Here is a 22,479-nt window from a genome sequence, read left to right as displayed (position 1 = left end):
GCTTTTTAATTTTGTATATGTTTTTGTTTAATTTTTTCATGGATATTTTCAATTCTGTTCGAAATTTTGGGTTTAAGTGTAACAATTTTTGTACATTTGCCGTTTTTCATTTCGGAATTTTTTGTTGGAAGTTAATTTCCGACTTTGTATATCAATTGATTATATTCGTTAGACATTTTGAATTAATATCCCAAATCATTTATTTAATCCAATAACGATGTTGAATATTGTTATAAAATGTATAAGCAATATATTAACTTCTTTGAATAATATTCGGTTATTTAATTAAAAATTGAAAAATATTTAAATATAAGAAGATTCAAACATTATACTATATTGTTAAAAAAATTTGAAAATTTAATGATATAAATCTAAATTTTATTTGGAGGAATATTTTTGTCATACGTAGATGATGTAATTGAAACTATTATTGAACAAAACCCTTCCGAACCGGAATTCCACCAAGCTATACGCGAAGTATTGGAATCTTTAAGGGTTGTAATTGAAGAAAACGAAGATGAATACAGGAAAAACGCACTTCTTGAAAGATTGACCAATCCGCAAAGACAATTAAAATTCCGTGTCCCATGGATAGACGACAACGGTCAGGTTCAGGTAAACACAGGATACAGAGTACAATTCAACAGTGCAATCGGACCTTACAAAGGCGGATTACGTTTCCACCCATCTGTAAACTTAGGTATTATTAAATTTTTAGGTTTCGAACAAATTTTCAAAAACTCCTTGACAGGTCTTCCAATTGGTGGAGGAAAAGGTGGATCTGACTTTGATCCTAAAGGAAAATCCGACAGGGAAATCATGGCATTCTGTCAAAGTTTCATGACTGAATTATGCAAATACATTGGGGCAGATACCGATGTGCCTGCAGGGGACATTGGTGTAGGCGGTCGAGAAATCGGTTTCTTATTCGGTCAATATAAAAGAATCAGAGGATTATATGAAGGAGTATTAACTGGTAAAGGATTATCCTTTGGAGGTTCATTAGCAAGAACCGAAGCTACCGGTTATGGATTATTATACTTCACAAACGCTATGTTAAAGGCAAACGATATCGATATTGCAGGAAAAACCATTATCGTATCCGGTGCAGGTAACGTGGCTATTTATGCAATTGAAAAGGCTCAGCAATTAGGCGGTAAACCTGTAACCTGTTCCGATTCAACCGGCTGGATTTACGACCCTGAAGGAATAGACGTTGAGTTATTAAAAGAAGTCAAAGAAGTAAGGAGAGAAAGATTAACTGCATATGCTGAAGCAAGACCGTCTGCCGAATACCACGAAGGCAAAGGCGTATGGACAGTCAAAGCGGACATCGCTCTTCCATGTGCTACCCAAAACGAATTGCAATTAGAAGATGCTAAAATCTTGGTAGAAAACGGTGTTGTTGCTGTTGCAGAAGGTGCAAATATGCCAACCACCATTGAAGCAACAGAATACTTACAGGAAAACGGCGTATTGTTCTCACCAGGTAAGGCATCCAACGCTGGCGGAGTAGCTACTTCCGCATTGGAAATGTCTCAAAACTCACAAAGATTATCCTGGACATTTGAAGAAGTTGATGCAAGACTCCAAACCATTATGGAAGATATCTTCGCAAATGTTGCAGATGCTGCTGCCGAATATGGCATGGACAAAAACTATGTCGCAGGAGCAAACATCGCAGGATTCAAGAAAGTTGTTGACGCTATGAACGCACAAGGAATCGTATAGATTTCCTTGCTTTCTTTTTTTAAGAGTTTTTAACTCTTCTTTTTTTATTTATTTGATATTAAGTTAGTTATATTATAATTTAATAATATTGTTGTATCTAAATAAATCACTTAAGAAATATAATGAATTATGCAGTAACTAAATCCGCTTCCATGTTCGGAATGTTGTAGTTATTGCAGGTAAATGATTCTAATTCTTGCTTGTTTTCTTTATTATGGATTAAAAGGCCAAAAATAGCATTAATGCTGATGGATTTTGCATCTACAGTAACTTTCATATGAAAAAAGATTAGTTTGTTTAGACTGTTTTTTGGAACATTTAATCTTTTTGATGCATCGTGTATTTCAAGAGCTGTGGGTAAATTATCTTCATCAAAATCAAGTAGTAATCCTTCATCCAATTCTATTGTTTCATGATATATGAAATCTCGAGTTGCTTTAATTCCAAGTATGTCTGCTGATTCATCATACATGTATTCTACTTCATATGAGTTTTCTATATTCATTCTATCTCTCCACAATTCTTTCTCTTCTTCTTTTGTTAAAGACATATGCAGTTATGACTTTCATGTTTCTATAATCATCTATCTCAATAATAATATATAAATCCATGTTCTTATTTTTTTCATGAGGATAGATTAATTTAAAGCGGTTTTCTGTAGTTTTATTAATTCCTAAGGGGATTTTTTCAAATAGGCATTCTGCAACATATTGGTGAGTATACCCTCTCTCAAACCAATCTTTGAAAATATGTTTATCAAATCTCAGTAAATTTGGATTGTAGTTTTTAATTATGTTCTGTGCCTCTTGAATGTTATAATCTATCAATTATCTCACTTTTAAATAGTTTTTAAGATATTAATCAAAAATATTCCTTAAAGATGGTGAATGATTTTTGGTAATATATATTATAATATTGTATCTAATATTATATAGGTATTACTTTTTATTAAATTAGTAATAATAAATGGTGAAATAGTTGTCGGTTCGGGCTAAGGTTCATATAGGTTTTCCTTGACTTTTTTATTTTTTAAGAATATTCATTCCTATTTTGGGCATGCCCCAATGAGTTTACAATTGTTTTCTTTTTTTAATATTTGCAATGGTAATTTCAATTTCCATCCCAATAGGATTTGGCAAAAGAGATTTCCATTCTATTATTGGAATCACTTTCCGTTTCTATAGGTCTGGCTGCATCCATTAAAAATAATCTTTTATATTATAAAATCAAAACTTTAATCATGAAAACAAACAGATTCGAAACATTCATGGATGCAATCCTTGCAATCATCATTACGGTGCTTGTTTTAAAATTGCCCCAGCCCGAAATGGCAACTTGGGGTGCTGTTTTGGGATTGAACATAAGGTATGTTACTTATCTGATCTGTTTTTTAATCATTTTCAACACCTGGTATAATGATCACAATTTGTTTCAGATGGTTGATGAGATAGACAACTCTGTAGTTGCCGTATATGGGGTCATGATATGTTTGATATCGCTTATTCCATATTTTGCAACATGGGTGGTATTGAACCCCAAATCCATTCCTCCCCAAACGATATTTGGAATTTTGTTTTTAGCCGTTAATGTATGTTACACAATATCCACCTATTTGATTATCAGGGCAAATCCCTATAACGAGAAGATTAAAAAAATTAATTTGAAGGATTACAGAAGATATGTTCCGATTCTAATTATTCTCATTGGATTTTTACTGACTTATACGGTTTATCCGCAGGGAATTTACATGTCCTGTCTGCTGGCTACCGTTTACTGGTTTATACTGGCTGTCATGGCCAAGTCTGAAATCGAAAGCAGTGAACGATTTGAAGCATTGTTCGATGCAATTGTAGCCATCATTTTAACAGTCATCGTGCTTGACATTACAATGGCTTCTTACGGTACTTGGAATGCCTTATTTGAATTGAAACTGGAGTTCATTGCCTATTTTATTAGTTTCATTGTCTGTTTTAATTTCTGGAACTACAATAACAATCTGTTTTCAATCGTAAACAAGATTGATGGGAAAGTCATGTGGTCGATTGGGGCGGCAATGTTTGTCTTATCCTTAATTCCATATTTGTCACTATTTGTTGCTCAAAATTTCTATTCATTCGTTCCTCAGGCTTGCTATGGTCTTGACTTTATGGTTGTTGCTTGCCTTTCAATTGTCACTGCCAATATCCTTAAGGAGGTGGACAGGGGAAACATTGCACTTCTGCTTGCTTTGGAAAGCAACCTGCAGTTGGCTTCAACATTAATTGTTGTCGGTATCGGAATGGTGATCGGATATCTGTTCTATCCTCCGGCAGTCATCATTTCATGTCTGGTTTCGATATTGTTGGTTTGGCTGATTCCTCATCTTCAAAGGAGATTTTAGAAGGCCTGTTTTTCAATATGCTTTTCAGTTGATGAAGTTAGTTAGTTTTCCATAGGCTGTTTGGTGATTAAATGTTCAAAAATTATAAGTATTTTGTGAACCAAAACTATTTTGTAGGTGAAAAAGATGGCTAATTTTGATACTGTTGAAAGTGCAAGGGAATTTTTTTACAAGGACAAGTTTGCGGTAATTACAGGCGTCACATTGGATGAGTTGACTGAAGATTTTGCAGTCTGCTCGTTAAAGATAACTGATGACCACAAAAACGCTTATGGTGGGGTGATGGGTGGCGTAATTTTTACTTTGGCCGATTTTGCCTTTGCGGTTTTGTCCAATCAAATCCACCAGCTGACTGTTGCCCAGCAGGTTGATATCCATTACCTGTCCGCTCCAAAGGGGGAGAAACTGATTGCCAAGGCGACATGCCGCAAAAGTGGCAGGACATCTTCCATTGTCAATGTTGATGTAAGCGATGACACCGGACGTGACGTGGCTCAGTTCATCGGAACTGGATTTAAATTGTAGTCTTCATGTAGATGGCATGAAATACATTTCATTGGCGGGAAGTTTTATTTAAGATACTGGAAGCGCCATTTCATTATATGGGTGTTTCGGTGCACATGTGCCAATAATATTGATCATATCTTAAACTAAATGCACCTTATCTTTTCGGGCGTTTGGTATTGTTTGTTATTTGTCCCGCTTTTCATCTTCTATTTCTTTTAATATCGCGGCGATGAGTTCATTGTTTATCTCGCCAGACGCTTCTTCACTTTGAGGAGGCATTTTCTCTGCAGGAGGTTCTTCCAGATGAATGTCTTCGCTCGGATAAATGTCTTCAAGTTCATAGGCTTCGTTTAAGCTATTGCCTGTGTTAAACACATCGTCCTTTTCAGCCATTATGCCACTAATTTCAGGAGTTTTTGATGAATCATGAACGAACTCCCGTTTAGGATTAAGCAGGAAGCTAATGAACATGATTACAAGCAGATAGAATACCAATTGGTTGGCATACAGATATCTATTTTCCTGAACGGGTATTGTTAGGAAGACGATTATTATGTTGAATAGATTGGGCAGGTATACCAGATACATTTCCTTGGTTTTAAACATTATCTGCATCAATACCAATAGGATTATTGCCAGATACATGTATAATGCGGGGCTGTTGAATAGGGTGTCCATGACCTGTTTTGTTCTTGCGGCATTTACAAGGGAATTCAATGCTTTATATTTGTCACTGCCATGGTTCACATCGCTCAGATCTTCGTAACCCTCTTTTGGAGTTGAGTTGATTGACGTGAAATATTTGTCCTTGGTATGTTCGATATTGGACCCTTTTTCATTAATGTAATATACCTCCCCTGTCCAATCGGCATCACGGACGATATTCCACACTATGGCTGCATCATTTAAGTTTGAATGCAATTTATAACCTTGTTGGGTGTCTTCAACATTATAGGCAAAATTTAAACATGCAATTGCTAAAATTAAAATTATAGTTAGCGCAGGAAGAAGTAAACACATGTTTTTTGAATAAGGTTTTTTTCTAAACATGTATGCTGAAAGAATGATCAGTGTCGGGATTACGACATAGATGCCTCCTGTTTTTAAATGTGCCACAAAGGCCATTGTCAAGGCCAGAAGTATTACATATTTCAAGCCGACATTGCCCTGCTTGTCTATCATTACCTTTACTAGGAAACATAAAAACATTAAGAAGTAACAGAATAAAATGTCATTCCATAATGTAATTGAGTATATCGCATTAATCGGAATCAGGCAGATGACTAAAGTGATGATTGCCTGTATGAAAAATACATTGCTGTTTTGAGCGTTGTCATCACGGTGGTGCTTGCAGATCAATGTCCACATTGCTGAAAAGACCAGTATCTGCAATATTGCAATTGCCGAAGGATTGCCGAAAATCTTAAGGCAGATCATTTCAATGAATGTATGGAAAAATGGATATTGATTTGTAAATTCATTTGTAGCTATCTGATGCAGCTGACTGAATGACTCCAAAGTCAAAATGCCCGGATAGTATATGTTGAAATATATTATGAATATGAGAAGGGGTATCATGAATATTAACAAATCTCTATAATTAAATTTTATAATTGATGTGCTGTCCGATTTTTGCGAATTCATGAATAATGTTTTATTGATAGTTTTATATAAAAATTATTATTAAATAGGTGCCGATTCTTCAAAACAACAAAGTTTTTGAAAAATGGTAATCTTGGAGATGCATGGGATATTTATTCTAGTGATGATAATAGTTTTAGGTTTGCTCAAATCTTGAGATTTGACGGCTAACTTTCCCGACATGAGGGGATGCCAAAGGAGTTTTTTTTCCCAAGTTCACTTTTTATGTTCGATTCTTGATTTGTAATTATAGTTTAATAACAGGTCAATGGGATTGAAATAAGGTATTTTACCATTGGCGGTATTGTTCACAACCATCCCCAGGGAACCCTTCTCACTGGGCTTCATAAAAGCACTGAAATCGATTATGTTTGGGCTTTTTGATTTTCCCCAATAAAAGCAGAGCTTATGTTCAAGGGGCAATGAGTCGAATTCACGAGCAATCTTGGCATTTTCAGTTGTTGTTTCGAAGAATAGATTTTCATATCTTATTCTTTTTTTCCGTGTATCCCATCTCTTTTTGGCGACTTCAAAATTATTATAATGATTGAAATGAATGTAGATGTCATCTAATTTGGCGACAGGGTAATTTCTCTTCAGGTTATGTTCATATTCCTCCCGGTCAAAAACCAGTTCCTGTTTGATATAATATGAAAAATCTTTTGCCAGCTTATTGAAATCCGAATCCAGTAAAAACAGATTGATGAATGGGGAATAGAATTTCATTCCTAAATGGTGGTACAGCAATCCTCCCCAGCAATGCCTGCTGATGATGCTTGGGGGATTTTTGATAAGTTTTTCATATTTGAGAAAATCAAAATTGGGCAATCTGAAGACTCTGATTGATATGACTTTTTGTTTGAATCCCATTTTTCTAAGTTCGGAGCGGATGCTTTTGTATCTCCTTAATAAGATAAAATAGTCAAATTCCACATTTTCTACATCATCAAGGGATTCATAGATGTCAAAACCATCCAAAACATTATATCTAAGGTCATTGTCGAAAAGTGCACCGACGATTTTAATGTTTTCCTTTTTCAATTCCCTTTCAAGAAGATTAAAATATTTCCTATAATCTGTAAGATTCCCAATAAGCACTACTGAAGCCATATTTTCAACCTATTAATGAAGTATAATATAATTATATATGGGATTATATTTATATATATTATCAATCTAGATAATATTTCAAAAAATTGATTATTTCGATTGTTTTAATGAAATGTTAGAATTATTCTGAAATTAATATCGTAAAAGTGCATAAAATGAAAATCGTATCCATAACCACCATTAAGAATGAAGCCGACATTATCGAGTCTTTTGTAAGGTATCACTTGAATATTGTCGATTTGATGATAATTTTGGATAACGGAAGTACTGACGATACGTTAAATATTTTAAGTCAGCTCGAAAAGGAAGATTTGCCGATAGTGGTGTTGAACGATGAGGACAGGTATTTCGAGCCTTTTATTAAATATAACTACTTGTTGGATATGGCTTTAAATGAGCATGGGGCAGATGTGGTTTGCCCTTTGGATTGCGATGAGTTCATCACATCCGACACTGCACATCCCAGAACAATAATTGAAGAGATTCCCGAGGATTCTTTTTATAAGGTTAAATGGAGAACTTACGTTCCGGTGAATGGTGATGATGAGGCTGTAAGATTCATACCTTCAAGAATTACAAATGTTCGGGATGAAAATGTGGAAACCGATTATAAGGTCATCATCACTAGGGATTTGGTGGACAGGTTCAATATAAAACTTTCAATTGGAAATCACGATATTGACATGGATAATGAGTTTAAAAATAAAATAACCTGTTTCGATGATACAGGCCTTAGGCTGGCACATTTCCCGTTAAGGTCCATTAATCAGACAGTGTCCAAGGTTTTGGTTGGTTATCCGAATACGCTATCCAGAAAAACCGTTGCAAAGGGAACAAGCTTTCACTATACGGTCCTATTCGATAAGATTAAAAATGACATTGACATTTCCATGGATGACGTCACAGTTTTTGCAAAGCAGTATTCCTTGGATTTGGAGGGAAATCAACAGGAGTATAAAAATGAAAAGTTGATTGGATTGGAGAATCATCCTGTCAATTTGGATTATATGAAAAACATTGAAATGAAATATCCTTTTGAAGAGAATCCCTTGGAGAACTTATTGAACAATTACATTTATTTTGCAAAGGAAATCAATGTTTTCAGGAATGATGTGGAAAATTATGAAAGGGAAATTGAATTTTTGAAGGATGATTATGGCAAAAGATTGGAGGGCATTGTTCAAAAAGGCGAGTTCCACTCTAAAAAATTGGCTGAAAACAACATCAGATTGAAAGAGGACAATTCAAGATTGGATGAGACCATAACCCAATTGACTCTGGAAAATGAAGATTTGATTAAGCGCAATTCAATTTTAACCAAATCTAAAAAAGCTTTAAATGACGATTTGGAGGTGGCGGCTTCCGATTTGGAAAGATTGAAAATCGAAAATGAGGAACTGTCAGCAAAATTGGAAAACAAATCCTTAAAAAATTATTTGAAGAGATTATTGAGAAATCAGTAGGGCATGATTAAATTATTTTTAAAAGAGATGAATCGATGGAATTTAATAATTTGAAAAGATATTCCCAATTGAATGGGGGGAGTTCGGATAAGCAGATTGTTGGCGTGCTTATTAAAGGAAAAAGCAAATACATTGCAAGCACATATATCCGTTTACTTTCCGCCTTTGATAATTTCAATGATGATAATTTCGATTTTTATATAATTGACGATTTGGAGATTGATGGGTTTAGGAAAGATCTGTTGGATGATGACTGTAAATTGGATTTGGTCATTGTTCAAAGGGATGTCATTGACTTGGAATTTTCTAAGTTGCTGGTAAAAGTATGCAGGCTGTATGGAATTAAATTAATCTATGAGATTGATGATGATTTGGTTAATATGGATACGACACAGCCGGATTTTAAGAGATATGTGGAAAAAATCAACGTTGTCAGATATTTGGCTGAAAATGCATCCGCAGTTACTGTCACAACAGATTCATTAAAATATAGCTTATCAGGTTTTAATAATAATATTGAGATAATCCCCAACGTTTTAACGGATTCATGGGTTTTAAATGAAAATTTCAAATCAAATGACGGAGAAACCATAAAGATTGGTTACATGGGCACAACCACTCATGCTAATGATTTGAAGTTAATTGAAAAGGCAATCAGCAATGTCCGTGATGATTATCCGGATAAAAATATCATTTTTGAAATGGTGGGCGGATCTGATAATAATTTGGAAGGGTTTCAACGTGTAAATATACCCTTTGATAAAAGACATTATCCTGATTTTGTAAGTTGGATTCAGAATGCTATCGAATGGGATATTGCCATTGCCCCATTGGCTGATAATAATAACATTAATGAAAGTAAAAGCGAATTGAAATATTTGGAATACACTGCATTGAATGTTCCCGGAATCTATAGTGATGTCGGACCGTATGGTAAATGCATTGTACATGGAACAAATGGATTATTGGTAAAAACTAATTCTGCTGAAGAATGGGAGAAAAACATGAAAAAATTAATTGAAAGTGAATCGCTTCGTGAAAAAATTCACAAGAATGCTTGGAAAGACGTTTTGAAGAATTATACTGTTGATAATTTAGTTACAAATTGGGAAATCTTTTTGAATAAGTCTAAAAGAAATAAGAACTCCACTTTATATTCCCTCATCAAAAAATATTCTGACGAAAAGGTGGGCATGGAGTTCAACGAATTTTTAATGGGTGAAAGCAAAGCCATCATTGAAAATTCAAAGCTGTTCGATGAAAAATATTATCTTTCAAAATATCCTGATGTTAAAGAGAGTGATTTGTCTCCCATTGATCATTATCTGACATTTGGAGCGGAAGAATATTGCAATCCTTGCGAAGCATTCAACACAGAGGAGTATGTCAGGAAAAACCCATTCGTTAAGGAATTGGGAATAAACCCTCTTGTCCATCATGTTTTATATGACGATTCATCCGATGATTATCCGATAATAGGTTCCACCGATACAAGCAGAAACATTGAAATAATGAAAAAATCCAAAATATTTGACCCTGACTGGTATTTGATAAATAACCCTGATGTAAAAAATGCTGATGTGGATCCTTACTTTCATTATGCTTATTACGGGTATCGGGAAAATCATAGGGAACCATTCCCGAATTTTTCCAGTTCCTTTTATAGGAATGCCTATTTAAACAATTCCAATACATGGAATCCGTTGACCCACTATATTCTGATAGGAAAGGAAAGGGGGTATGAGATCAATAGCTGGGGATTTGCCGACAAGTATGGTGGTGCTGAAGTAGATAGGATATTGGACAAGCTTGATAATAAAACTTCAATCGTTGTCCCGATTTATAACTATTCGGACATTGTAATCAATTCCATAAAGCTGGTTTTGGCAAAGACCGAAGGATTCGAATTAAAGTTAATCATTGGCCCGGATTTGGATGACAGTTATTCCCAATTCTTCAATCAGCTTCCAAAAAGCTGCAATGCTGAAATTATTATTGCGGATTATAAGGATTTTCCAAAAAAAATTGAAGAGGTAATGTTTGCTTGTTTGAATGATGTGGTTTTGTTAAATAGTTACACCACTGTCACCGGCAACTGGCTATCCAGATTGATTGCTAAGGCATATTCAGATGAGAATATTGGGATGGTTTCCCCTATTTCAAATTTTATTGCAGACTTATACAATAACTCCAGAACCAACTATAATCTAACAATTGAAGGAATCTCAACATTGCTTAAAAAATCTTCTATTTTCAGCGGCTTGGATTCAAGGTTTGCAGATGCCTTTTGCGTATACATTAAAAAGGATGCATTGGGCAATTTAAAGTCAATCGGTGAAATCGATCATGATTTTGAAGAGAATGATGCATTCTTTGATGTCCCTAAGGGCATAACTCATGTCGTTGATGATTCGGTTTTTATTTATCATGATTCCAGGTTCTTTTCTGATAACTCAGATAAGCTATCCGATGCGAAAGGAAATTTTTCAGATAGGTTGAAAATCAATAAGTTCCTAAGGTCTCCTCAAATTAAAAATATAGAATCCAAATTGGATGCTGCCGTTAGGGACAGGAATGATATCTCATTGTCCAACAGGATTTTATATGTTCTGGAGGAAAGTAAACTGCATCTGGCCGCGGACTTTTTGAATTATTATAATCGCTTGCATTATGACTGCTATTTCTTAACATGTGCCGATGATTTTTTTAAACTTTGGAAAGGCGGCAGCGTAATTCATACATGGAATGTCAAAAATATTAGATTTGATAAGAACTTCAAATGCGAGTACCTCAGGGAAATTTATTTTAATGTGCTGTTCACCTTAAACATCAATATTCTTCAAATCAATGATTTCGGACTCAATTCATTTGATTTATTTGATGTTTCAAATTCATTGGGCATTCCTATCGTTTTCAATGGCACATTTTCAGATATTGACAATGCTTTCAATGAAAATTCCTGCATGGTTGGAGATGATGTTGATTTTGACGTGATTTATGATAATTGGCATGTCGAACTTTCCGAATATCTGAAACAATTGATCATCATCCATCCGGATGAGGACTCTTTGTCTGTCTTTGCCGATAAATTTGGAAATATTGGTGATAATCGTGTCATCCACACTCCTGCTTTAAATAAAAGATTAACAGGTCTTGATGAAGGTATGTCCGATAATATTAGAATATTGATTCCAGGCAATTTGTCAGAGGATGAATTTAATTTGATGAAGGCAATTAAAAAGAAAGACGCTTCGGATTTGCTGGAAATGCATTTTTTAGGCGATGTTCCAAATCATGATGAGTCCGTCGGAGTTAACAGGGGAACATTTTCCAGGGATGGCCTTCTTTCGGAAATGGATGAATTCAATCCGCACAGTGTGATATTGTTGAATCCGTCTCCGGAGATGTTTAAGGTTATCGACGTTTGCAAATCCTGCAGGATTCCGTTAATTTTTGATGAAATCTCACTAAGGGATTTCATTGATGAGCTGGAAATTGATGACTGTATTGATTTTAAGGATATTGACCAATCCTATAATCGCCTTTTGGAATTCCATGATTTTGATAATTATTATCCTGTCATCAAGAAGCTTTATTATGATGACATGTGCCTGAAAAAGGATATTATTAAGTACGATGCGGAGCTGGAAGGAATCTATTTGCCAATCGGCAATGTCTTTTCGAAATCTTTGATTAAAGAAAATCCGTTAAGCGACAGGAATAAAGAAAAAACAGTCAATTTTTCCGATTTTGAAGGATTTTTAGCTAATTCTTATGTTTCCCCAATATTATATGCTCCATTTGTGGAGGAGGAAAAAAGATGTTTTGCCGTAATGGACAATATCGCCAAATACCTGATGAAAAACGCATCTTCAAATAAGGATCTGGTTTCCATTGTCATGCCGGTCTACAATAGGGAATCCATTGTTAAGAAATCCATTCATTCTGTCTTGAATCAAACTTATGAGAACTTTGAATTGATTGTTGTGGATGATAAGAGCAGTGACGGAACTAGAGATGTGCTGAAAGGCATTGATGATGAAAGAGTCAAACTCATCTTTTTGGATTCCAATAGCGGCGTTTCCGTTGCCCGTAATATCGGTTTAAAGAATTGTTCAGGAAAATATATATTTTATTTGGATTCGGACAATGAATGGGACTCAAGATATCTTGAGGCGATGGTAGGTGCATTCATTGAATTGCCCGATGCCGATGCGTTATATTCAGGCCAGTTTTTATATGACGATTATGATGAGCCTCCGTTTGCCATGCGTTTCGGTTCATTAAATAAATCACTGTTAAGCAATGGTAATTATATCGATTTGAATTGTTTTGCCCATACCAAACGGGCATATGATGAAATTGGAGGTTTTGACGAGTCATTATATCGTTTGGTTGATTGGGATTTGATTTTGAGATTCTGCAATAATTTTAAGGTCTATTCTGTCCCGGTTGTCCTGTCAAAATATTATATGGGCGTTACGGATAACAGCATATCCGCAGCCAACGAGCGAAGCATTGAAAAGAAATTGGGCTATAAGAATCTGACAAGAACAGTCCAGCATATCAATGATTCTAAAAAAGTGATTGATTATACTTTAGATAAAAAGGTGAATATTGTCATTCCTAGCTTCGAATCTTTAAATGACCTTCAGGAATGCATCAATGCAGTGTTGGCTTTTGAAAATGATAAGATCAGAATAATTGTTGTGGATAATAATTCCAGCAAACCAGTCAGATATTATTTGGATTCCTTAAAATCCGATGGACTAATCGAATTGATTCAAAATGATATCAATTACGGATTTACCTATGCAGTAAATCAGGGGATTGAAATTTCCGATGATGATTCGGACATATTGCTGTTGAATAATGATGCAATACTTATGGAAGGCTCAATAGAAGCCATGCAAAAATGCGCTTATGAACAGGAGGACTGCGGAATTGTCGTTCCCCAGCAGGTATTGCCTGGCGGAACACCAACCATGAATGTCCATGTTCCATATGCCTCTGCAGGTTTTGACTGTGATGTAAATCCGTCAGCCCATCACAAGAACATTGTCAATATGAGGAATTTCCATGACGGTGAAATTTTGGAATTGAGTTTTGCACCGTTTTTCTGCACATATATCAAAAGGGATGTTTTGGATGACTCTTTTGGATTGGATGCCGAATTGGGAAGACATTTCAGGTCTGATAGGATTTTTTCCGAGTATGTCCGGCATGTGATGAACAAGAAGATTTTCCATGTTTCCGATGCGGTGGTCTATCATAAGCTTCAAAGGGCGACCCAATCCCTGAAGAAAAATGAGGATAAGTATGACATGATGCTTTTTAAGAATAGATGGGAAAAGGATTTGGCAAAGGAATTGGGATTCAAGCAACCGGAATGGGACAGGGATTGAAGAATTTTTTTATTGGTTTTTCCCAAAAAATTATATTTGAAAAAAATAATATACTATATCTAGATTAAATGGAGGTTTTTTAATGGAAACAATTACAGATGAAAACCAGGTGGGGGACCTGGTTGAGAATAAGGTTATCGGTTCATTCAAATTAGTAAATTCCAAAATTAATTTTGTAGGCAGGAACAATATTTTGGTGTGTGACAGCAATATCAATTTTTTGAATGCGACTCTGACCTTCCAGGGCGATAATTCAGTCGTATATCTGCGTTCGGATTTGGGCGACGCATTCAGATTGTTAATTTATAACAATTCATCCTTTTATGTGGGAAGACACTCGTTATTCGGTGCAGGAATCAGTGTCAATGTCAATGAATGTCAAAACGTTATTATTGGGGATGATTGCATTTTAAGCAATCAACTGCACATTTTTTCTTCGGACTACTGTTCCATTTATGATTGCGAATCCAAATCCAGGAAAAACCATTCAAGGAGTGTTTACATTGGTGACCATGTATGGCTGGGCCGTTTTTCCCATATCTCCAGAGGGGTTAAGATAGGTTCCGGTGCCATAATCGGGGACGAGTCTTTCGTTTTGCCGAATTCCAGAATTTCCTCAAACACTTTATCCTACGGAAATCCGTCCAGGATAGTTGATAGGGATGTGTTTTTCATAAAGGATTTTGTGGCCAGTTTCAGACCGACCGAGACCTTGGAATCACAGCATTACAAAAGTGATGTTTTCATTTTTAATTTTGTTGAAAAGGAGACTTTCAATATTGATGCTGTGGATAAGGCTTTATCCAATCTGCATGTCGAGTCAAGAATGAATTTCATCAAAAAGTTATTTGTCAAAAGCAAACACATCAACAGATTTTACATAGGTTAATGTCGCATCTATAGCTGCTTTGTCTGGCAGAACTTCATTTCATCACAGCCAGTTGATGCTGCATCATCACAATGCACCATATCGATTGACAGTTGGATAACTAATCCTTTGCAGGTAATGTTATCTGATTTTTTAATTTTAAGCAGGGTTCCGTTTATTATCTTATACAGGGACTTGTCCTCTAAATCTAAAATGAATTGTTCGTTATCGGGATTTCTGCTTATTTCATTATATTTTTCATCAATATTGTTAATTATGAATAATTCCCTTTTTTTATCATATCTCTCTGATTCATGATGTTCCATTCCATATCTGATGTTGTCCTGCATTTCCTTCAGCATGTCCGAATAGATGAAATCATTCACTTCGGTTACATAAGTCGGGTATTTTTCCTTCAGAATCCGCATATGCCTTTTCATCAGTTCGTATTTTTCGATTTGGAATGAGGATCCCTCGTTATGAAAGATGTAGGTGGTGTCGTCAATGATATTTTCCCATCCCTTCTGCTTTAGCCTCATGCAAAAGTCATTTTCCTCACCGTAACCCCTTTCAAAAGTTTTTTCATCAAAATAACCTGCATCTTCAATTGAAAGTCTCTTTATGAACATGCAAAATCCGTTTCCTGTTGGAACTCGCACGTATCTGTGGTTTGAGACTTTTTCCACGATGTTCGCCATGGAATCTATGGTTAAATCGGGAGGAATCAAGTTTTCTTGAGCGAATTCAGGGACTGAAAAGGCACCTGCATTATTGGAAAAAGGTGTTGCAGTGGCAATCCTTTCATCGGAATATGCCGCGATTGTTAGTTTTTCAACCCATCTTGGAGTTACAATCGTATCGCTGTTTAGTATGATCACGTCGTTTTTTGATTGCTTCAAACCGATATTCACGCTTGATACAAAACCCAGATTGTGGGTGTTGCTTATGCAGGTCGTGTTTGGCAGGGCTTCATACTCTTTCATCAGAATATCGATTCGCTCATCGGTGCTGCAGTCATTGATTAGAATTATCTCATGATTTTTAGAAGTATTTTTCAAAACGCTTTCGATACATCTCTTCACGTCATCATAAGCGTTATAGATTGGGATTATTATTGATATTTCATTTGTGAGGCTCTTGTAGATGGCATCTATGTTGGATGGGGTTATCCTATCTGATTTCAGTTTATTTTCGAAATTGTTTATGTAATGGACAAAGGGGTTAATCTTATTGATGTCGATTTGGTTTGCTTTTGCATATTCCTGTGCATCAAAGTCTTTTGTTGGATTATAACCTTTAAAAACGCCTTCGGTTAGATAATCGTAGATTAAGTTTTCATTTTTGGCGGAATAATTATTCGAATAGAAGCCTTCATCAAAGATGTTCGAATTTAGGAGGGTCTTGTAGTCCTGGCTGAATTCACTGTTTATGAGTAGGGGGGTGGGATTGGCCCGGTTGAATAATCTTTTCTTGTCGTCGGGTAGCAAATCATTAATTACATTGGACCAGGCTTCAACCGTCGATTGAATCGGATAATTTTTTTCAGTGGCCTCTTTTGCATTTTCAGCTATTTCTTCCCTGAGCTCCCTGTTTTCTATCAGATTCAAAATGGCTGATTTCCATTCTTCAGCGGTATTGTGTTTAATCAGCATTCCATTAATCGAATCGTCAATCGCTTCGGAATAGGCTCCGACATCACTGTAAATTCCAGCTATTCCCAGTGAGGAATATTCCAAATATTTAATTTCGCTTTTGGATTGGTTAAGTTTGTTATTTACAAGGGGGGCCAGTGCAATATCCCAATCGAGGGTCTGTTTCAGCCATCCGATGAAATATGGATATTTTTCATATTCTTTGGGCACGTTAATTCTTTTTGCCTGATTCAATTCCTCATTTGTAACGCCAATGATTTCGAAATGGATGTCTCTTGATGTTTCTTTTTTAATGGAATCAATTGCAGGTTTGATTAGTTTAAAATCTTGTTCATGAGTTAATGTTCCCATATAGCCGATTTTAATGGCGTTACTATCTTTCTCAATGTTATTTTTCTTTAAGCATTCATTCATGGAATTTTTTATGACAACGATGTTTTCATTGAATTCACTGAGCACGTTCTTCAGATTGTTGGTGGAAACGGTAACGGTGTCTGCATTGCCGATTAGATATCTGATCGCTTCCTGTTTATTTGAAAATTCCTCAAAATTCGGATGTGTCTCATCGATGCTTATCAAGTCATCATCAATTTCATAAATCAGTTTTGTTTCGTGGGTCTTGGATGCTTCAACTAATGATTCTGACATGTTCAGGTCAATGCAGTCCCTATGTGTAATGATGATGTCAAACAGTCTTTTGTCATAGAATAGCTGATTATTTACAAGTTTCTTTGTGTTCAATTTATCAAATAGATATAAGTTCACATTTTTGTTCAAGAACAGGTGGTAAAATGGGATGAGTAATCGGATGTAATCTGTTGGAATATAGTTTTCGCCGTAGCCTTTCAGGAATATTGCGATTTTTACGGTGTTGTCAAAATCATTTTTTTGATGTTCGTTTAATAGATTTTCATAGCTTTTAAAAAAGCAGGGGGTGTAGTCATCGTTTTTCAAATCAAATTTATCAGTATTCTTTTGGATCAACGGTTTTGGAAGCCTGTGCTCGCCGATGCCATGTTTGATGTAGTGGACGAGGGGATTCATTCCGCTTTCTTTAACGTCCGGGTTCTGGTTCAAATACCAGACGGTATCAAAATTGGGTGAGGGATTTAAAGAGGATTTGATGCAATTTTTCAAATAGTATCTTATCGGATATTTGACGTCCAATTTGTATTCCTTTTTAAACCAGTCCTCTTGAAATAATCCTGACCGTTTTATTGTTATGGAATCGCGGATCATTTTTAATTTATCGCTCAACGGGTTCACCCTTTAGAAATTTATTGTAGATGTCTTTGTATTCGCCTGCCATTTCCCTTGTGCTTTTAAAGTTCATTCTGTTGATATTGTCTGTGACTTCTGAATATTCCTGGGGATTGTTGGATATTTCAATGATTTGTTCATAAGTCTTTTTGGGATTGTTTATATCAATGATCCATCCGCCGTTATTTTTCAGGACTCTATCCTCCACAACCCCAATATTGCTGCCCAATACGGGTATTCCACATATCCAGGATTCTGTAATGGCATAACAATATGTTTCCGGCCATATTGAGAATATTCCGACAAATGAGGGTTTTATCTCTCTGACCTTTTTGGGGAAATCCTGCCTTTCAAAACGTCCGTGATTTGTGCCACACTCGTCAATTCCATAACAGTTTCCTAAAAAATGAAATTCTATAAGATTGTTTTTGTCTTCCCTTTTAATGTTTTTAATCACTTCAGACCCTTTCATCTCATTTAGATGGTTTGCAAAGCACAATATTTTAATCGGTTCGTTTTTCACCGGAACTTCATAGCATTGGTCTTCAATTTTAGCCAGATCCCTTCCATGTTCGATTATTTTAAAGGTTTCTGGTTTGATTTGAGGATATGTTGATATGAATAACTCTTTAATAATGTTGGATGTGGATATGAATGTATCTACTGATTCGAACATTCTCAAAACATTTTCACGCCATTTTCCAATGAATTCTTTGGAATTTATGTCGTTCAGCGAATCCATTGGGATATAACAGTTTTCATTATTATTTTTACACACTCCGCCGCAATATTTCTTATTTTCATCCAATAGGGTATAAAATGGGCATAAATAATAAAAGTCATGTATGGATAGCACTGTTGGAATGTCTAATTTTTTAGCTATTGCGGGCAAATCAAAACTATGGTTAATTAAATGCATTATGTGAACTAAATCTATGTCATATTTTGTTAGGATATCAAAGTAAATGTAGGTTAACCAGCTGTTGTGAAATTCCTTGGCGGACCATTTCATATTTTCGGATGTGGGGTTGTCTGTTTTATAGTGTCTGGGATATTTTTTTATTAATCTGAAATCGTTATTCAGAAATTCATATAATCTTAATGAGTCATTTTCGCCACTGAGCAAATAGATTTCGTATTCGTCATCAATATTGCTCATCAAATCTTTTGTGGTAAAAAAAGAACCTCCCGTCATTCCGGAATGCAATACATATAGAATTTTCTTCACTAAGATCACCTTTTTCATTCATTTTAATCTGCTGGCAAGATTACCCAGATACGCTTTTAGCCGGTTTTCATTTTTCACTTTGATGTTTTTCATGATTAGGATGGAATCCAAATCCTTTTTCATTATATGTTCAAATAGGGTTTGGTTGATTGGATGTGTTGGTCTGAGGCCAAGCTCCTTAAATCTGTTGGTAAACTTATACATTTCGGGAAAAATGTTTCTCACTTCTTTTTCTGTTAATTTTGCTTTATAAAATTGTATTAGGTAGAAGTCCAGCATGCTTTCCCCTCTTATCTTACAGAAATTTTCCTTTCCGATATCCAAATAAAAATTATATAAATAATCTTCAGATATCAAACCTTCAGACAGATATTTATAATTTATCCTGTTTGTTGTTGAATTGTTGTTTAAATCATGATAGCATATGAGGGAATCTCCCAAATAGGCTATTCCATTAGCATTAGATAATGCTTTAGACATGAAAATGGCATCCTCTCCCAAAAACCCCGTAAATAAAACCTCATTTTCAATTAAAAATTTTCTCTTGAATATTTTTGTCCAGATGGATGGCGGGGGGAATGCGATGATTCGTTCATTTTCATCAATATTTGCAAACATCCCCTGTTTTTCATCGGGGTATGTGATTTTGGTGGGAATTTCGAAGTCAATGCTAGCATAGGTTCCATAAACCACATCGCAGGCATTGTTGCTGATTGCATCATACAGTATTTCCAAGGCGTCGGTTTCAAAAAAATCGTCATGGTCTAAAAACATCACATAATCTGATGTTGCTTCCCTCAAACCAATATTTCTTGGGGTTCCAGGAGAGCCTGTCCTGTTTTTAATTCTTATTATTTTATAATTGTCCAATTCACAATATCCGTTCAAAATTGTGCTGGTATCATCATCTGAGGAGTCATCAATCAGTATCACTTCAATGTTTTCAATGCCGAATGTCTGGTTTTCAATGGACAGCAGGGTTCTGTGAATGATTTTGCCTGTATTGTAGACCGGGATGATGACGCTTATTTTATAGCCGGATTCTCTTTTTTGTTTACCTTCGTTTAGCACAACATAATCCGTTGTATGCAATTTATAATTTGATAGGAAATCAAGATAATATCTGTTTTCGCAAATTAGATTATAAATTAATAGATTTTCCTTTGTTAGGTGTTTTTTAAATAATTCTTTATATTCATGCATTCCTTTGAAATCATCTCTAATGGATTCATAATGCTTTTGCCTTGAGTGCATGGAGTATCTTTTAAATCTTTTAATTAGATAGTCCATTGCCTCATTTACAGCACTATTTTCATAAGTTGGAAATTTTTCGTCTTTTAAGAAAATGTCCAATAGATCATTAGCGTAATTTATGAAATTCATTTTCCTTTTGGCGGGTTTCGATTCGTCTCTAAATGAGATGTTTCTAAAGGATGCATTCTGTGAATTCAAGTAGGTCTCATAGAAGAATAGTGATTCGTCAGAGTGAATGTTCTTATTCAAAGAAACATTGTTGGAATATGCTGTTTCGGTCTTGTATAATTTAAATAAATGATTGACAGGTATTTTAAATAAATTGTCAACGGTATCTTTTTTGTTGAAGATTTTTCCGTCGCCGAATTCTTTTTCAAAATATTTATATTCCTTCCGGTTTTTAGAATTTTCTTTTTTAAATAGCAGTATGTCCAGCTTATTTGATTCGGCAAAATCAAATGCTGATTTCAAATCATCAATTTCAAAGTCGGTTTGCGGGCTCAAGAAAATGAAGTATTTCCCGCTGATTTCTTTTTGCAGTTTAAAATAAGTTAATGAGGAATTATCATGTATGAGCTTCACATTCTTGTGTCTTGAAGATATCTCTTTCAGAATCTTTTCATGTATTGCTGTTAGCTTGGAATATGTAAAAATCAGTTCTATATTATATGATTTTTGTTTATCGATTGGTTTCAATAGTTTTCTGATTCTTTCTTCATATTTGTTGATTGGAACAATTATTGATATATCATACATTTAATCCCTTACAAAGCGAAATTTGACATGACCTAAAGGTTCAGGCAAGATGGTGTGGTGGATACCTAAATAGATTTCATAGGTGACTTATTTAGGTTGCCTTCCTTCTTTTTCTCCATATAGTATGTAATGTGCAAAAGGGTTGATTCCATCTTTTTTAACATCAGGATATCTTTCCAGATATCGGATACTGTCAAAATCGGGGGATGGATTCAATCCATAAATTACGCAGTAATCCAAATAATACCTGATAAGGTTCACGTTAGTGCCTTCCAGGGAATAATATTTGGAAAACCATTCTTCATCAAAACGGCCGGAACGCAATATTACCACATAAGGGTCTGTACTTTCTGACGGGTCATATGATGGATAAGGCAGTCTTCCTTCTTTTTCTCCATATTGTATGTAATGTACGAGCGGGTTAATTCCGTTCTGTTTAATGTCGGGATACCTCTTCAAATACCATTCGGTATCAAACTCTGGAGAAGGATTGAGATTATTCCTCCAGCCTCTAACTATATAATGTTTGATAGGATCCTCCTTGTTTTCTTTTAAATATTTGTTGGTATACCATTCTTTGTCAAAAATGCCTGATGATTCAATAATTTCGTATTCTCTTTTAATGGTTTCTTCGGACATATAATTCCCCCAATCAGTTGATGCTATTTAGAATAGTGTCTAATTTACCTTCCAGTTCATGTATTCTTGCTTCAAGTTCTTCCCTGTCGTCACTCAATTCCCCTTTTTTGCGGGCCACTAAACAGGCATCATTCCATGGGTTGGCTTCGGGACGATTATCGACAGTGGCATTTAGGATTTCCAAGTTAACATATTTTGCCAGTGCTTTCAGTCCATCTTCATGGAATCGATAGCAGTTCAATTCGTCTCCACCATGCTTGTGTCCTGCTGAGGGAACGATGATGCAGACTAAACCTCCAGGCTTTAAAACTCTTTCAATCTGATTCATTGTAAGCCAGAAATACTCTAAATGTTCAAAAAATTGTCCGGATATAATAACCTCATAAGTGTCATCTTCAATTTCAAACCAGTTGTAAATATCAGTCACAACAATATCAACATTATTTCCGGCTTTTACATCTAAACCAGTATATTTCCAATTTTTTTCATTAAATATATCTGAGTAATTATAATCTCCAGCAACATCTAGAGAACCAACATCTAGTATGTTCAAATAGTCACTTGTTGACAAATAATTATTTTTAA

Annotated in this window: 15 protein-coding genes; 6 read left to right on the top strand and 9 right to left on the bottom strand. The window is 35.2% G+C overall.

The window, feature by feature from the left end:
• Positions 1-396 precede the first annotated feature (396 nt).
• The gene (gene gdhA, locus ACKI4K_RS06320; RefSeq protein WP_407423360.1) at positions 397-1,731 is read left to right on the top strand and encodes an NADP-specific glutamate dehydrogenase; all 1,335 of its coding nucleotides are present in this window, start codon (positions 397-399) and stop codon (positions 1,729-1,731) included.
• A 127-nt stretch (positions 1,732-1,858) separates the two neighbouring features.
• Here gdhA and ACKI4K_RS06315 read toward each other — a convergent pair whose 3' ends face one another.
• Together ACKI4K_RS06315 and ACKI4K_RS06310 are read right to left on the bottom strand one after the other, a co-directional pair.
• The gene (locus tag ACKI4K_RS06315) at positions 1,859-2,236 is read right to left on the bottom strand and encodes a DUF2283 domain-containing protein (protein ID WP_407423358.1); all 378 of its coding nucleotides are present in this window, start codon (positions 2,234-2,236) and stop codon (positions 1,859-1,861) included.
• A gap of 1 nt (position 2,237) precedes the next feature.
• Complete coding sequence (locus tag ACKI4K_RS06310; RefSeq protein ID WP_407423356.1) at positions 2,238-2,558, bottom strand: hypothetical protein; 321 nt, start codon at positions 2,556-2,558, stop codon at positions 2,238-2,240.
• Between the two features lie 305 nt (positions 2,559-2,863).
• Here ACKI4K_RS06310 and ACKI4K_RS06305 point away from each other — a divergent pair, with 305 nt between their 5' ends.
• Both ACKI4K_RS06305 and ACKI4K_RS06300 read left to right on the top strand, forming a co-directional pair.
• The gene (locus ACKI4K_RS06305) at positions 2,864-4,111 is read left to right on the top strand and encodes a TMEM175 family protein (RefSeq protein ID WP_407423354.1); all 1,248 of its coding nucleotides are present in this window, start codon (positions 2,864-2,866) and stop codon (positions 4,109-4,111) included.
• Between the two features lie 126 nt (positions 4,112-4,237).
• Complete coding sequence (locus tag ACKI4K_RS06300; RefSeq protein ID WP_407423352.1) at positions 4,238-4,636, top strand: PaaI family thioesterase; 399 nt, start codon at positions 4,238-4,240, stop codon at positions 4,634-4,636.
• A gap of 165 nt (positions 4,637-4,801) precedes the next feature.
• Here the strand turns inward: ACKI4K_RS06300 and ACKI4K_RS06295 are convergent, their stop codons facing one another.
• Positions 4,802-6,262 (bottom strand): hypothetical protein, encoded by a 1,461-nt coding sequence (locus ACKI4K_RS06295; protein ID WP_407423350.1) that lies wholly within the window; start codon positions 6,260-6,262, stop codon positions 4,802-4,804.
• Between the two features lie 213 nt (positions 6,263-6,475).
• Positions 6,476-7,369 carry a DUF1919 domain-containing protein gene (locus ACKI4K_RS06290; RefSeq protein ID WP_407423349.1) on the bottom strand — a complete coding sequence of 298 codons (894 nt, stop codon included), beginning with the start codon at positions 7,367-7,369 and terminating at the stop codon, positions 6,476-6,478.
• A gap of 155 nt (positions 7,370-7,524) precedes the next feature.
• Between ACKI4K_RS06290 and ACKI4K_RS06285 the strand changes: the two genes are divergently transcribed.
• The 3 genes from ACKI4K_RS06285 to ACKI4K_RS06275 all read left to right on the top strand — a co-directional run bounded on the left by ACKI4K_RS06285 (position 7,525) and on the right by ACKI4K_RS06275 (position 15,126).
• Positions 7,525-8,832: a glycosyltransferase family 2 protein gene (locus ACKI4K_RS06285; protein ID WP_407423347.1), complete on the top strand. Its 1,308-nt coding sequence runs from the start codon at positions 7,525-7,527 to the stop codon at positions 8,830-8,832.
• A 35-nt stretch (positions 8,833-8,867) separates the two neighbouring features.
• On the top strand, positions 8,868-14,237 hold the full coding sequence (locus ACKI4K_RS06280; RefSeq protein WP_407423345.1) for a glycosyltransferase: 5,370 nt from the start codon (positions 8,868-8,870) through the stop codon (positions 14,235-14,237).
• An 82-nt stretch (positions 14,238-14,319) separates the two neighbouring features.
• Entirely contained in the window at positions 14,320-15,126 is an 807-nt protein-coding gene (locus tag ACKI4K_RS06275) for a hypothetical protein (RefSeq protein WP_407423343.1), read from the top strand.
• Positions 15,127-15,134: 8 nt separating this feature from the next.
• Here the strand turns inward: ACKI4K_RS06275 and ACKI4K_RS06270 are convergent, their stop codons facing one another.
• The 5 genes from ACKI4K_RS06270 to ACKI4K_RS06250 all read right to left on the bottom strand — a co-directional run.
• Entirely contained in the window at positions 15,135-18,014 is a 2,880-nt protein-coding gene (locus ACKI4K_RS06270) for a glycosyltransferase (RefSeq protein WP_407423341.1), read from the bottom strand.
• Positions 18,004-19,245, bottom strand: a complete 1,242-nt coding sequence (locus tag ACKI4K_RS06265) for a glycosyltransferase (RefSeq protein ID WP_407423339.1) — start codon at positions 19,243-19,245, stop codon at positions 18,004-18,006. The genes ACKI4K_RS06270 and ACKI4K_RS06265 overlap by 11 nt, the downstream gene beginning before the upstream one ends.
• Positions 19,246-19,263: 18 nt before the next feature.
• Positions 19,264-21,255: a glycosyltransferase family 2 protein gene (locus ACKI4K_RS06260; RefSeq protein ID WP_407423337.1), complete on the bottom strand. Its 1,992-nt coding sequence runs from the start codon at positions 21,253-21,255 to the stop codon at positions 19,264-19,266.
• Positions 21,256-21,342: 87 nt separating this feature from the next.
• Positions 21,343-21,894: a hypothetical protein gene (locus ACKI4K_RS06255; RefSeq protein ID WP_407423335.1), complete on the bottom strand. Its 552-nt coding sequence runs from the start codon at positions 21,892-21,894 to the stop codon at positions 21,343-21,345.
• 13 nt (positions 21,895-21,907) lie between these two features.
• Positions 21,908-22,479 (bottom strand): class I SAM-dependent methyltransferase (locus ACKI4K_RS06250; protein WP_407423333.1); only part of this gene is annotated, 572 nt, incomplete at its 5' end.

Source organism: Methanobrevibacter sp., from assembly GCF_045644645.1.
In the GTDB taxonomy this organism is placed as follows: Archaea; Methanobacteriota; Methanobacteria; order Methanobacteriales; family Methanobacteriaceae; genus Methanocatella.
Note: the sequence above shows the minus strand (reverse complement) of the source record. Positions and strands in the feature narration are given on the sequence as shown.